Raw genomic sequence first — 11,929 nt, 5'->3', positions numbered from 1 at the left:
CACTGGTCACACTTCCGACGACGAAGCCAAGCCCGCGCCCGCAACTCCCACTACAAACGCCGAGGACACACCCCCCAGATGCGGTTGCAGTACTAGGCTGTGGCGGTGACCTCGCTGCCGGAAGACCTCTCGCCCCTGGCCGGCGACGACGACCGCGACACGGCCGTGCAACGCCTGCAAGAGGCGTACAGCCAAGGGCGCATCTCCCACGAGGAGATGGACGAACGCCTCGACCAGGCGCTCACCGCCAGGACGCAGGGCGCACTCGCACGGTCCCTGGCCTCGCTCCCCGAGCCCGGCGCGGGCACCGAGACGACGATCGGCGCCGCCACGGGACGCATCCGGCGCAGCGGCGCCTGGCGGGTACCCCGGACCCTCAAGGTCGCCTCCGCGCTCGGCAGGGTGCACCTGGACCTGTCCCGGGCGATCTTCGAGCACCCGGTCGTCGACATCGAACTGCAACTCGGCACCGGCGGCGCCAGGATCACGGTGCCCCACGACGCGGTCGTCGACATCGAGGGCATGCACGCCGGCTGGAAGGAGGCCCGCTACAAGCCCCCGCGGCACCCCACCCCCGGCGGCCCCACCATCCGGATCTCCGGGACCACCGGGTTCGGACGGCTGAAGGTCCGCCACGCTCGGCGCTGAGGCCCCGGCCCGGCCGACCGGCGCCGCAACTGGATCAGGGCGACGACGCGGTGGTCGTGCTGCGCGAACAGCGGTGTGACCGCCGGGGGACGGCCGTGCGGGCCGCCGCGTCCCGCTCGCCGCGCCGTCGGCCCGACCGGCCTCCTCCCTAAGATGGGCTGCATGCGTGAACTGACCTCCGCTTCCTCGCCGGTCGAGTGGCGGATCGACACGGCCTCCGGCGCTCGGCTGGTCACCCTGAGGGACGAGGGCGGGCTGTCGTTCCGCAGCGTCTGCGGTGGAGCGGGCGAGGCGGTGGTGGTCGCCGCCAACCGGCACAGGGCGGACGGCGGCGACGACACCCTCTACCTGACGGTCGGTCCGGACGGTGTGGAGGAGATCACGGTGGAGCACGAGGGCGTCAATCCAGCCCTGTACACCGGCCCGGACGGCAACCCCTGGGTTCGGATGTCCGTGCTCCAGGACGGCGTGGACCAAGAGCCCGACACCCTCCTGCCGTTGCGGGGACGGGGCAGGTGGGAACAACCGCCGCGCACCTCCGCCTTCGCGGGCGACTTCGTCGGGTGGATCGGCGACCGTGCCTTCTGGCACCTGGACGACGTCTTCGACGAACGCCGGCCGTCCCGGGTCCAGGCGGCAGACCTGGAGTCCGGCGCCGGCGGGCCCCGGTGGCGGGTCCGCCGCCCGGTGCGGCTGCCGTTGCCTCAGTCGCAGTACGCGGTGGTATGCACCGACGGGGCGCAGCTGGCAGTACTCGCGCTGGACGCGGATCCGGCGGGACCCGCGACGCTGCGCATCCTCACCCCGGACACCCTCGCCGTCGAGCGGGAACGTCCCGTCCTGCGGGACCCCGAGGAGGCGTTTCTGCTGCTCGCCGAAGCCCACTCCGACGGCTCGGCGCTGCTGTACTCCGTCGCCGACGACGGCCGGGTCAGCGCGGTCCGCCTCGACGGCACCGGCGCCCGGTCCACTGCTCCGGCCGGCGTTCTGCCGGACGGGCCCTTCGCGGTCTGGCCGGTCCACGGCCCCGGGCACCACGCGCTGCGCTTCACGACGGAGCACACGAACGGCCTGCTGGTCCTGGACGGCGCCACCCCGGTCGCGCTGTGGGCCGGCGCTCCAGACCGCTACCGCGACTCCGTCACGGGACGCGAGACGCGCTTGGGAGCCGACTGGGGACTGCCGGTCCTCGTCGGCGCGGCCGCGAGCGGCAGGAGCCACGCGCTGCTCCTGCGGCCCGAGGACGACCGGACCCGGCTGGCCGTCCTGTTCGGCTAGGTCCAATGCCACTGACTTAACAGCGATCACGAGCCGCTGACCTGTGGCGATGCCTCGGTCGGAGGGTCGCGGAGGACCGCAAAGTCAGTGGCATTGCGGCTAGGCCCTGTCCGGCCGATCTTGGCGGATCAGCCCGCGGAGCGCCCCGGTGGTACTTTCGCCGGACCTCTCGGAAGGGGTGGACAGACAGATGGACGGGGACATGCGGCGGGCGGCCGTCGCGGCGCTGGCCGAGCTCGGGCGCAGCCGCGACTACCGCGACCGGGCGGACGCCGGTCGCGCCCTGGCAGGCTTCGCCGAGCTGAGGGAGGCCTGCGGGCCGCTGCTGGCGCTCGTGCTCGACGCAGGCGACACCTTCGTCACCCGGGTGAGCGCACAAGCCCTGCTGCGGCGAAACGACCTGGCCGGGCTGGCGATCGTCGCGTCCGCACTGGCAGTGGCCGACGACAACCACGGCGACTGGATCCACACCGCGGTCCGCGATGTGTTCGGCGTCTTCGCCGACGACCGGGACGACGCGGTACGGCTGTGCGAGGAGCTGTCGCGGGCCGCCGACGACCGCGTCGCCCTGGGGGCCCGTCGGCTGCGCGACAGTCTGGCCGGGATCGATCCCGTTCTCCGCCCCGCAGCAGCGCGGGACGGACGCCAGCGCTCTGACCGCATAGGTTCACCGGCTTCCTGCCTGGGCGAAGGCTGGGGCCGATTGGACGGGGGCTGACATCCCATCCAATGTTCGTCGTCCAGACGGCCGCCACCCGCCCGACCAAGCTCGCCCAGCCCTTCACCCGCTGGTCCATCCGCAAGCTCGCCGCCTACATCCGCAAGGTCCACGGCCGGGTGATCCGCATCGACCGCGAGGCCCTGCGCTGCCTGCCCGCCCGACGCGGCGCCACCTTCCGGCGGGCCAAGACCTGGAAGGAGTCCACCGACCCCGGCCGCGACGCCGAGCTGGACCGGATCGAGCACGTCCCGGACCGCTTCCCTGACCGCGTTTTCTCGTTCGACGAGTTCGGGCCGCTCGGCATACGCCCGACCGGCGGATCCTGCTGGGCCGAGCAGGGCCGGCCGGACCGGGTCCCGGCGACCTACCACCACACCCACGGCATGACCTACTTCCACGGCTGCTACTCCATCGGCGATGACACCCTCTGGGGCGTCAACCGTCGCCGCAAGGGCACCGCCGATAGCCTGGCCGCGCTCAAGTCGATCCGCGCCGCCCGCCCCGACGGCGCCCCGATCTACGCGATCGTGGACAACCTCTCCACGCACAAGGGCGCCGAGATCCGCCAGTGGGCCCGGAAGAACAAGGTGGAGCTGTGCTTCACCCCGACCAACGCCTCCTGGGCCGACCCCGTCGAGGCGCACTTCGGACCGCTGCGCCAGTTCACCCTCGCCAACTCCAGCCACCCCAACCGCCCCGTCCAGAACCGTGAACTGCACCGCCGCCTCCGTTGGCGCAACGCCAACGCCCGCCACCCCGCCACCCCGACGTCCTGGCCGCCCAACGCCGTGAACGCGCACGCATCCCCGGCGAGAAGGGCCTCCGCCGGGGCGGACGCCCCCTCGCAAGCGCGGAAGCCCAACCGTGGCGGATGAACCCTCCTGTCGCAGCCGTAGCATCGCCGGATGCGCTACATCGACAACCGAGACGTCAACGAGGCCGTGACCGAGATGATGCGGGTACTTGGCCCGCACGACGCGGAGGACTGGTCGGTACCGGCAGGTCCGCTGGAATGGAGCTGCTGGACGACGGCCGCCCACATCGCCCATGACCTGCTGGCCTACGCCGGGCAGATCGCCGCACGCCCGACGGACGCCTACCTGCCCTTCGACCTCGCCGTCCGCCCGGACAGCTCCCCACGCGAGGTGCTCCAGGTGGTCACCGCCTGCGCAGGGCTGCTCGGCAGTGCACTGGCCACGGCCAGCCCGGAGGCGCGGGCCTGGCACTGGGGTCCTTGCGACTCGTCAGGCTTTGCGGCAATGGGTGTCGCCGAGGTGCTCCTGCACACCCACGACATCACCCAGGGGCTGGGCGTGCCATGGCTGCCCCCGGCGCCGCTCTGCGCGGCGGTACTCCACCGGCTCTTCCCCGAAGCTCCACCCGGTGACCCGGCCCATGTCCTCCTCTGGTGCACCGGCCGGGGCGATCTGGAAGACCGCCCCCGCCGCACCTCATGGATCTGGCGCGCGGCAGTGGCCGAGTGATCAGACCTCTCGCAGGAAGACTGAGAGGCGCCCCCATCCACGGCGAACGGTCCCGGTCACAGCACAACTAGCGCGAGGGCGCCTGGCGGGCGGCGCGGTCGGCGACGGCCCGCAGCAGGGCCTCGGCACTGCCCGGGGCGGCCGCCCAGCGCCGTATCTCGGCGTGGGCGGCGCGGCGCCCCGGACTCAACGCCCGCACGGGCAGGGAGAACTGGCCGCGCAGGCACCACCACCTCACGACCCGGGCGCAGCTGCGCCTCACGTCGGGTCCGGGAGCTCGTCGGCGTCTGCGGTGCTGCCGGTGCCGTCGGGGCTTTCGGGGCCGGCGGGGCTTTCGGCGGGGCGCAGGTGGATGGGGTGGGCGTGGATGCCGACGAAGGCGATCGTGCGCAGCGCGCCGAAGTCGGTCAGCCGGCGGGAGATGAGGGCGGTGGATTCGGGGGCGAACAGGTCGGCGAGGTAGGCGGCGTGGTCGTCGTCGAGGGGAAGGCGGGCCAGGGCGGTGCGCACGGCCGCCAGGGCGTCGGCGAGCCGGGTGAAGGTGGCGGTCTCGGTGACGCCGCCGATCTCGACGGTGACCGGGTGCGGGTAGTCGCGCGGCGCGATGGTGGTCACGCGGCGGCGCCGCTCTGGGGTCCGAGGACCGCCCACACCGCTTTGCCGACCCCGCCCGCGCACGGTCGGCAGCCCCATTGGAGGGCGAGTTCGGACACCAGCCACAGCCCCCGCCCGCATTCCTCGTCCCCGTTGACGCGACGCAGCACGGGCTGCCGGGAGTCGGCGTCGTGGACCTCGATCCTGAGGTCGTCGGCCGAGAGGGCGAAGCGCACGAACAGCAGCCGGTCGGACGGGGTGCGGGCGTGCTGGACGGCGTTGGTGACGAGTTCGCCGAGCACCAACCCGGAGTAGTCGAAGAACAGTTCACCCCCCTGGTGGTCGGAGAGGAAGCCTCGCAGCAGCCCCCGCGCAATGGGCACGGACTTCTGGTGGCGCGACAGCCAGCAGGAGTACTCCCCCACGGCGGGGGGCGGGATCTTCGGCGTTTCGGACATGGCGACGCCTCCTCGGCGGCGGAGCGGGAAAGCGTGATCCGGGCACGTGAGGCAAGGCCCGAGGACCGTCGGCGGGCATGGGGATGCCCGGGTAACGATCCATCAAGATCACGCTGTGTCTTTCATGGACTACTCCCTGTAGCATGCCACTGCGCCAATGCTGTCTGCAACAAGAACGACTGCAACCGTGCAGATTTGCGAGGCGCGTGGCCCCGACGGTCCGTCACGGGGCAGACTGGGCAGTTCAAGGGAGGAATCGCGCATGACCGACGAACCGAGGCCGACCGTCCGCGGCCGCCGCCTGGGGTCGGAGCTCCGTCGGCTCCGGGAATCAGCGAACAGGACCACCGAGGACGCCGCGTCCGCGCTCGCGTGCTCGCGCGCGAAGATCAGCCGGATAGAGACCGGCGCGGTCGGGATCCGCCGACTGGACCTCGGCGTCCTGATGGACCTGTACGGCGTCACGGAGCCGAGGGACCGCGATTCCCTTGAGACGCTGGCCCGCGACAGCAAGAAGCGCGGCTGGTGGCACGACCACGGCGATACGATCCCGCCCGCCTATGTGGACTTCCTCGATCTGGAAGCAGACGCTCGCTACATCCGGAACTGGCAGCCACTGGTCCTGCCAGGCCTGTTGCAGACCGAGGACTACACCCGCGCTCTGCTTCAGGCCAACCCGGCTGTTGTCCGCCCGGAACGCATCGACCAGTTGGTCAGGCTCCGGATGGAACGCAAGGAGGTTCTGACCAAGCCCGATCCGGCCCGACTCTGCGCGATCATCTGGGAGCCGGCCCTCCGATGCCCGGTGGGCGGCGCCGATGCACACCGCGCGCAACTGGGCTACCTCGTCGAAGCGGCGCAACTCCCCAACGTCACCTTGCAAGTGGTTCCGCTCGACATCGGTCCGACCGCTGGCGCCTGCGGGGCATTCGTGATGTACGGATTCACTGGCTCCCCTACCTCGGGAGCAGTGTTTCTGGAGAATCTGACGAGCAGCCATTACCTGGAACGAGAGGCAGAACTCGACGGCTACGGGCTCGTCTTCGAGGACCTGCGATCGTCAGCCCTGAACCCCGCCCAGTCGCTGGATATGATCACCGCAATCGCGGCAGAGACAGCGAGTTAAGAGATCAGACAAGAGGGTGAGCGCATGACCAAGCCGAAGATCTCCGCTCGGGGCTGGTACAAGAGCAGCTACAGCGCACAGGCGAACGAGTGCGTCGAGGCGGGGAACGTCGTCGCTGGCGGCATGGCCGTCCGCGACTCGAAGGACCCCAGCGGCCCGGCCTTGGTCTTCCCGGCCGACGCCTGGTCCGCTTTCCTCACCGGGGTCAAGGCTGGCGACTTCCCCACCGCCTGACCCGCCAGCCACCCCCGTCGCAGCCCCGGCCGCGCGGCCGGGGCTGCGACGTACCGTGAGCGCCAAGGACCCGTCCCAGCGGATCCACCAGGCCTCTGAGCGGGAGCCGAACAGGCGACCCGGCAGGGCGCGGGCCCGCAGCAAACCGGTGGTTCCGCGCAGGAAGTCGGACCGGCCGACTTCTCGCGCTTCAGTCCGCCCTCGCCGCCCTGCGGGGTGCGGGGCACCGCTCCCCCGCCGTGCTCGCCGACGCCGACAGCCAGGCTCCGGCGGCAATCCCGCGCCTGCGCCCTGGACTTGAAACCGAGCACGAGACTGCGCGGCCGCGGCCCGCCGACCTCGACGCTCAACCGGTAGCGAGGCGTCCCACGCACCCACCCCACCGCCTCGACCGGCAGGATCACCAGGCCGAACAGAACAACGAGCACGAGAAAGACCGGAAAGCCGTCGGAATAGGCCGCGCCGCCGTCCGGCGGAAGGCCGTGGACAGGTCCGTACAGCCGCAGCACCACGGGGATGCCGTCCGGCCCGACGACCCGCCCCGCCGACCCCATCGGCGTACCGAGCCCACAAGCTCCGACCCGACCAGCCCGCCCGACCCGCACCACGGTGGCCACGACCTCCCTGCGCAGGTGTTGGAGACCGCCGGCACGGCCAATTCTGTTGTACCGGCGGCCCCTTGCGGGGAGCAACGGGGCCGCAGGAACGATTCGCCCCGAGTCGCACCCGCCCCGGCAACGGACCCGTCGGCGCGGGAAGTCGGACCGGCCGACTTCCCACGCCGCACCCGCACCCGCACCCATAATCGCGTTTGACTATGACCTGTAGTCGTGTTCGACTAGCAATGTGAGCACTTCGCGACTCTTCGCACTCAGCGCGCTGGCCCGGGGCGGCCCCATGCACGGCTACCAGATCCGCCAGGCGGCCCAGCTCGACCGCACCGAGCTGTGGACCGACGTCAAACCCGGATCGCTCTACAGCGTCCTGCACCGGATGGCCGACGACGGCCTGGTCGAGGTAGTGCGCAACGAGAAGGTCGGCAACCCGCCCGAGCGGACCGTCTACGCGATCACCGACCAGGGCCGCCGGGAGCTCGCCGCCCTGCGCGACGCCGCCCTGCGCAAGGTGCGCCTGCTGCCCGACCCGGTCGACCTGGCCCTGCAGTACACCGCGGACCTCACGGACGAGGACCTCGCCGGGGCCGTCGCCGCGCGCCGGCAGGCCGTGGCCGACCAAGTGACCCTGTTCGATGAGCAGTTCGAGGCCGCCCGGCCCGACCTGACCGGCCTGGAACCGTGGATCTTCGAGCACTGCCTCGCCCGCCTGAAGGCCGACCTGGCCTGGCACGACGACCTGCTCGACACCCTGACCAAGAACACCCTGCCGAAGGGCACCCTGCCGAAGAACAGCCTGCCGAAGGACACCCGGAGGACCCCGTGATACTCGTGACCGGCGCGACCGGCACCGTCGGCCGCGCCCTCGTCGGCCACCTGGCCGCCCTCGGCGCCCCCGTGCGCGCCGCCACCCGCCGCCCCGAACGGGCCCGCCTGCCAGGCGGCGTGGACGTCGTCGGCGCCGACCTCGGCGAGCCGGACAGCCTGGCCGCCGCCCTGCGGGGCGTGCGCAAGGTGTTCCTGCTCTCCGACGGCCCCGACATCCCGCGCCACGACGCCAACCTCGCCGCCGCGGCCGCCCGCGCCGGCGCCGAGGCCGTCGTCAAGCTGTCCTCCGGCCGGGCCGCCGACCCGGACGCGGACGACCCCGTCGCCCGCTGGCACCGCGCGGGCGAACAGGCCGTCCAGGACAGCGGCCTGGCATGGACGTTCCTGCGCCCGATGGGCTTCATGTCCAACACCCTCGCCTGGGCCGGAGCGATCCGCGCGACCCGCACCGTCCGGGCCCCGTTCGCCGCCGGCCGGGTGTCCGTCATCGACCCCGCCGACATCGCCGCGGCCGCCGCCCACGCCCTGACCGAACCCGGACACGACGGCCGGGCCCACCTGCTGACCGGCCCCCAGGCCCTCACCCCCGGCGAGATGACCACGACGCTCGCCGAAGTCCTGGGCACCCCCCTGGACTTCACCGAGATCCCACCCCCCGCCGCCCGCCAGGCACTCCTGGACCACGGACTGCGCCCGGAGACCGCCGACGCGGTCATGGCGCTGCGCGCCGCCTCCCTCGAACCGTTCGCCGCGACCGTCACGCCCGCGGTCCAGCAGCTCACCGGCCGCGCCGCGACACCGTTCCGAACCTGGGCCGAACGCCACCGCGAGGAGTTCACCAGGGAACCCGGCGCGGAACCCGGCGGGCAGCCCGGCCGGGAGCCCGGCCGTGGCTGACCCCCACCGCGAACCCGTCGCCCTGGCCCCCGGACACGGCGGGCGCCACCACGTGCCGGGCAGCCCGTACGTCGTCAAACTCGCGGGCGCCCAGAGCGGCGGATCGATCGCCGTCCTGGAGTCCACCTTCGAACCCGGCCAGGGCGCGCCCCTGCACCTGCACCGCGGCCACGACGAGACGTTCTACGTCGTCAGCGGCGCGTTCCGCCTGCGGTGCGGCGCGCACACCACCGAGGCGGGCCCCGGCGGCTTCCTGCACGTCCCGCGCACCCACCCGCACTCCTTCACCGCGATCGGCGACACCCCCGCCACGATCCTGGTGACGCTGACCCCGGCCGGCTTCGAGGAGTTCTTCATCGAGGCCGCCGCCCTCGCCGCCGGCGGCCGCCCGGACCGCCGGACGATGCAGACCCTCCTGGCCCGCTACGACCAGGAACTGGTCCCCGACGCACCGCAGGACCACCACAGACGAGAAGGCCGCTGAGGACGGCGCAGCGGGCGCCGGGCCGGACGGGCGGCCGCGCTACCGGTAGGTGCGCAGCACGTCGAGGAGGTCGCCGGTGTGGCCGTCGCGTGCGCCGAAGTGGGCGGCGCAGCTGAGCTGTTCGCGCAGGTGGAGCAGCCGCATGCGGTGCTGCCAGCCGTCGGTGAGGGGGTGGTGTTCGCGGCAGGCGTCGAAGAAGCGGGCGGGGACGCCGCCGGTGCAGAACATCATGCTCAGGTCCGTCTCCGCCCATGTCCAGGACACCGCCGGGTCGATGAACGCCGGTGCCGCGTCCGGGCGGGCGAGGATGTTGGCGTGCCACAGGTCGCCGCGGGTGAGGACGGGCGGTGCGGCGGGGAGGAGTCGGGGCAGCCGGTCGCAGATGCGTTCCAGGTCGGCGCGGCCCCGGGGTCCGAGTGCCTGGCGTGCCAGGGGTTCGTCGAGGTAGCGCAGCAGGCGGTGGCGGGCGAAGAGCTCGTGTCCGTCCTGGGTCCAGGGGTTGCGCTGTGCCAGGCGGCCGAGCCGGCCGTCCTCGGCCCAGCCGAAGCGCTGTCCGGTGGTGGTGTGCAGGCCGGCCAGCGCGTGTGCGGCGCGTTCCCAGAAGGCGGTGTCGTGCGCGGGCGGCTGTTCGAGGGCTTCCAGGACCAGGCCGTCCGGGTGCAGGGCCGGCACCCGCGGGGTCGGCAGGGCGCCGTGGGTGCGCAGGGCCTGCAGGCCCCGGGCCTCCTTCGCGTACGCGTCGGGGGCCAGTGCCGGGGTGGATTTCACCACCACGCGCCCGCCGTCGGCCAGGGTGACCAGCCAGACGGTGTTCGCGGCGCCGCCGGCCAGGCGCACCGCGTGCGCCGGCGGGCCGGGGAGCAGGTGCGGCGGCGGGCCGTCCTGTCCGGCGGCCGCCTCATCGATGTTCTGTGCAAGATCTTCCATGGCGGGCCCCTTCCCCGCGCCCGGCGCCACCGACTCCGGCCGGCACCGGATTTCGCCGCCCCAGGGGTAGCGGCAGGGCCCGCGCCAGGCCTGCCGGGGGCGCGGTACAGTCCGCTTCATGAACGAGAACGTGCGCGCCCCGTTCGGGAACTTCACCCTCGTCCGCACGGCGATCGAGGTCTGCGACGACCTCGCCGCCCCCGTCACCGACGCCTTGACGAACGCGGACGCGCACGGGTGGGCCGGATCCGTGCTGTACGTGGACACCGACCCCGACAAGGCGGACACCGCGGTGTTCTGCCAGGCCTACGACGTGCCGCTGGAGCTCTCCGCGAACTGCGTGGTGGTCGCCGCCAAACGCGGCGGCGACGTCACCCTGGCCGCCTGCCTGGTGCGCGCCGACACCCGCCTGGACGTCAACACCGCCGTCCGCAGGCACCTGGGCGCGCGCAAGGCCTCCTTCGCGCCGGTGGACGTCGCCGTCGCCGCCACCGGCATGGAGTACGGCGGCATCACCGCCGTCGGCCTGCCGGGCGGCTGGCCGCTGCTGGTCGACGAGGCGGTGGCCGCCGCCCCGCACGTGCTCATCGGCAGCGGGCGGCGGCGGGGCAAGCTGATCCTCCCCGGCTGGGCGGCGGCCCGGCTGCCCGGCGCCGAGGTCCTCCCCGGCCTGGCCGCCTGAGCCCGGCGGTGGCAGGACCGGCTCGGGCGACGGCCCGCCGGCCTGGGGCCGAGGCGTGCGCGTCCGTGTCCGTGTCCGTGTCCGTGTCCGTGTCCGGGAAAGGGCGTCACCCCCGCGTGGCCTGAGTGAACGTCAAACTCGGGTGAGTCCGACCTTGTCGGGTCGGACAGTGGGGTCTCGGCGGAACATGATCAAGGGGTGGACATGCGAGACCTCGACGGGAAGGTCGCGCTGGTCACCGGCGCCGGCCGGGGCATCGGGCGGGGCATCGCCGAACGCCCGGCCCGGGACGGCGCCCTGGTCGCCGTGCACTACGGCAGCAACGAGGCGGCGGCGAAGGAGAGCGCCACGGCCATCGCCGGGGCCGGCGGCCGGGCGTTCACCGTGGACGCCGAACTGGGCGTTCCCGGCGACGTGGACACCCTCATGGCCGGGCCGGCGGCCGGGCTGCGCGCGCACGGGGAAGCGGCGATCGGCATCCTGGTCCACAACGCCGGGCTCAACCTCATGGGGCGCCCGATCGAGGTCCTCACCCCCGAGGAGTTCGACGAGATGGTCGCGGTCAACGTCAAGGCGCCGCTCTTCCTCACCCAGCGGGTGCTGCCACGGCTGCGCGACAGCGGCCGGATCATCAACATCTCCTCCCGCAACATCACCGTCAACTCCGTCGTCGCCGGACTCACCCGCACCGACATGACCGCCGACGTGCTGGCCGACCCGGCGAACCTGGAACGCAACCCCGCCCTGACCGCCCTCGGCCGGATCGGCCAGGTACCGGACATCGCCGACGCGGTCGCCTTCCTCGCCTCCGACGACGCCCGCTGGACCACCGACACCAAGATCGACGTCACCGGCGGCGTCAACCTGTAGCGGCCCCAGCCGGTGGCCGCACCGCGCGCAGGCCGTACCCGGGCCCGGGCGACCCGCCGCCCCGGGCAGCCGCGGGGCTGCCCC

Annotated in this window: 15 protein-coding genes and 1 pseudogene; 12 read left to right on the top strand and 4 right to left on the bottom strand. The window is 73.0% G+C overall.

The annotated features are described in order from the left end of the window. Positions 1 to 105 precede the first annotated feature (105 nt). The 5 genes and pseudogenes from ACFWPI_RS36100 (at position 106) to ACFWPI_RS36080 (ending at position 4,131) form a co-directional block, all read left to right on the top strand. Positions 106 to 648: a DUF1707 domain-containing protein gene (locus tag ACFWPI_RS36100; RefSeq protein WP_380378244.1), complete on the top strand. Its 543-nt coding sequence runs from the start codon at positions 106 to 108 to the stop codon at positions 646 to 648. 162 nt (positions 649 to 810) lie between these two features. Next, complete coding sequence (locus ACFWPI_RS36095; protein ID WP_380378246.1) at positions 811 to 1,926, top strand: hypothetical protein; 1,116 nt, start codon at positions 811 to 813, stop codon at positions 1,924 to 1,926. Positions 1,927 to 2,116: 190 nt separating this feature from the next. Then, entirely contained in the window at positions 2,117 to 2,644 is a 528-nt protein-coding gene (locus tag ACFWPI_RS36090) for a hypothetical protein (RefSeq protein ID WP_380378248.1), read from the top strand. A 14-nt stretch (positions 2,645 to 2,658) separates the two neighbouring features. Next, positions 2,659 to 3,500 (top strand): annotated as a pseudogene (locus tag ACFWPI_RS36085) (IS630 family transposase); the annotation flags it as partial. 52 nt (positions 3,501 to 3,552) lie between these two features. After that, positions 3,553 to 4,131, top strand: coding sequence for a maleylpyruvate isomerase N-terminal domain-containing protein (locus tag ACFWPI_RS36080; RefSeq protein ID WP_380378250.1), 579 nt, complete (start codon positions 3,553 to 3,555; stop codon positions 4,129 to 4,131). Positions 4,132 to 4,198: 67 nt separating this feature from the next. Here the strand turns inward: ACFWPI_RS36080 and ACFWPI_RS36075 are convergent, their stop codons facing one another. The 3 genes from ACFWPI_RS36075 to ACFWPI_RS36065 are packed head-to-tail and all read right to left on the bottom strand — an operon-like array spanning position 4,199 to position 5,183. After that, positions 4,199 to 4,393, bottom strand: coding sequence for a hypothetical protein (locus tag ACFWPI_RS36075; RefSeq protein WP_380378252.1), 195 nt, complete (start codon positions 4,391 to 4,393; stop codon positions 4,199 to 4,201). After that, positions 4,390 to 4,746 carry a hypothetical protein gene (locus ACFWPI_RS36070; RefSeq protein WP_380378253.1) on the bottom strand — a complete coding sequence of 119 codons (357 nt, stop codon included), beginning with the start codon at positions 4,744 to 4,746 and terminating at the stop codon, positions 4,390 to 4,392. The genes ACFWPI_RS36075 and ACFWPI_RS36070 overlap by 4 nt, the downstream gene beginning before the upstream one ends. After that, positions 4,743 to 5,183: an ATP-binding protein gene (locus ACFWPI_RS36065; RefSeq protein WP_380378255.1), complete on the bottom strand. Its 441-nt coding sequence runs from the start codon at positions 5,181 to 5,183 to the stop codon at positions 4,743 to 4,745. The genes ACFWPI_RS36070 and ACFWPI_RS36065 overlap by 4 nt, the downstream gene beginning before the upstream one ends. 262 nt (positions 5,184 to 5,445) lie before the next feature. Between ACFWPI_RS36065 and ACFWPI_RS36060 the strand changes: the two genes are divergently transcribed. From ACFWPI_RS36060 to ACFWPI_RS36040, 5 genes are all read left to right on the top strand, one after another. Beyond that, positions 5,446 to 6,309 (top strand): helix-turn-helix transcriptional regulator, encoded by an 864-nt coding sequence (locus tag ACFWPI_RS36060; RefSeq protein ID WP_063353000.1) that lies wholly within the window; start codon positions 5,446 to 5,448, stop codon positions 6,307 to 6,309. A gap of 24 nt (positions 6,310 to 6,333) precedes the next feature. Beyond that, positions 6,334 to 6,543 carry a DUF397 domain-containing protein gene (locus tag ACFWPI_RS36055; protein WP_063353001.1) on the top strand — a complete coding sequence of 70 codons (210 nt, stop codon included), beginning with the start codon at positions 6,334 to 6,336 and terminating at the stop codon, positions 6,541 to 6,543. 846 nt (positions 6,544 to 7,389) lie between these two features. Then, a complete protein-coding gene (locus ACFWPI_RS36050) occupies positions 7,390 to 7,983 on the top strand; it encodes a PadR family transcriptional regulator (protein ID WP_380378256.1) in 594 nt (197 codons plus the stop codon). Further along, entirely contained in the window at positions 7,980 to 8,882 is a 903-nt protein-coding gene (locus ACFWPI_RS36045) for an NAD(P)H-binding protein (protein ID WP_380378258.1), read from the top strand. Before ACFWPI_RS36050 ends, ACFWPI_RS36045 begins: the two co-directional genes overlap by 4 nt. Further along, positions 8,875 to 9,366, top strand: a complete 492-nt coding sequence (locus tag ACFWPI_RS36040) for a cupin domain-containing protein (RefSeq protein ID WP_380378259.1) — start codon at positions 8,875 to 8,877, stop codon at positions 9,364 to 9,366. The genes ACFWPI_RS36045 and ACFWPI_RS36040 overlap by 8 nt, the downstream gene beginning before the upstream one ends. 39 nt (positions 9,367 to 9,405) lie before the next feature. On the opposite strand, the gene ACFWPI_RS36035 is transcribed toward ACFWPI_RS36040, so the two are convergent. Next, a complete protein-coding gene (locus ACFWPI_RS36035; protein ID WP_380378261.1) occupies positions 9,406 to 10,293 on the bottom strand; it encodes a fructosamine kinase family protein in 888 nt (295 codons plus the stop codon). Positions 10,294 to 10,411: 118 nt separating this feature from the next. On the opposite strand from ACFWPI_RS36035, the gene ACFWPI_RS36030 reads away from it, so the two are divergent. Together ACFWPI_RS36030 and ACFWPI_RS36025 are read left to right on the top strand one after the other, a co-directional pair. Then, positions 10,412 to 10,975 (top strand): YbaK/EbsC family protein, encoded by a 564-nt coding sequence (locus ACFWPI_RS36030; protein ID WP_380378262.1) that lies wholly within the window; start codon positions 10,412 to 10,414, stop codon positions 10,973 to 10,975. Positions 10,976 to 11,179: 204 nt separating this feature from the next. Further along, the gene (locus ACFWPI_RS36025) at positions 11,180 to 11,845 is read left to right on the top strand and encodes an SDR family oxidoreductase (RefSeq protein WP_380378263.1); all 666 of its coding nucleotides are present in this window, start codon (positions 11,180 to 11,182) and stop codon (positions 11,843 to 11,845) included. The last annotated feature ends 84 nt before the right edge of the window (positions 11,846 to 11,929 follow it).

Origin of the sequence: Kitasatospora sp. NPDC058492 (assembly GCF_042720685.1) — a bacterium.
Lineage (GTDB): Bacteria > Actinomycetota > Actinomycetes > Streptomycetales > Streptomycetaceae > Kitasatospora.
Note: the sequence above shows the minus strand (reverse complement) of the source record. Positions and strands in the feature narration are given on the sequence as shown.

What these genes read in the sequence shown, in the direction of transcription:
- ACFWPI_RS36025 (WP_380378263.1), top strand. Translation starts at nt 11,180, where the DNA reads ATGCGAGACCTCGACGGGAAGGTCGCGCTGGTCACCGGCGCCGGCCGG.
- ACFWPI_RS36055 (WP_063353001.1), top strand. Translation starts at nt 6,334, where the DNA reads ATGACCAAGCCGAAGATCTCCGCTCGGGGCTGGTACAAGAGCAGCTAC.
- ACFWPI_RS36065 (WP_380378255.1), bottom strand. Translation starts at nt 5,183, where the DNA reads ATGTCCGAAACGCCGAAGATCCCGCCCCCCGCCGTGGGGGAGTACTCC.
- ACFWPI_RS36095 (WP_380378246.1), top strand. Translation starts at nt 811, where the DNA reads ATGCGTGAACTGACCTCCGCTTCCTCGCCGGTCGAGTGGCGGATCGAC.
- ACFWPI_RS36090 (WP_380378248.1), top strand. Translation starts at nt 2,117, where the DNA reads ATGGACGGGGACATGCGGCGGGCGGCCGTCGCGGCGCTGGCCGAGCTC.
- ACFWPI_RS36030 (WP_380378262.1), top strand. Translation starts at nt 10,412, where the DNA reads ATGAACGAGAACGTGCGCGCCCCGTTCGGGAACTTCACCCTCGTCCGC.
- ACFWPI_RS36080 (WP_380378250.1), top strand. Translation starts at nt 3,553, where the DNA reads ATGCGCTACATCGACAACCGAGACGTCAACGAGGCCGTGACCGAGATG.
- ACFWPI_RS36035 (WP_380378261.1), bottom strand. Translation starts at nt 10,293, where the DNA reads ATGGAAGATCTTGCACAGAACATCGATGAGGCGGCCGCCGGACAGGAC.
- ACFWPI_RS36060 (WP_063353000.1), top strand. Translation starts at nt 5,446, where the DNA reads ATGACCGACGAACCGAGGCCGACCGTCCGCGGCCGCCGCCTGGGGTCG.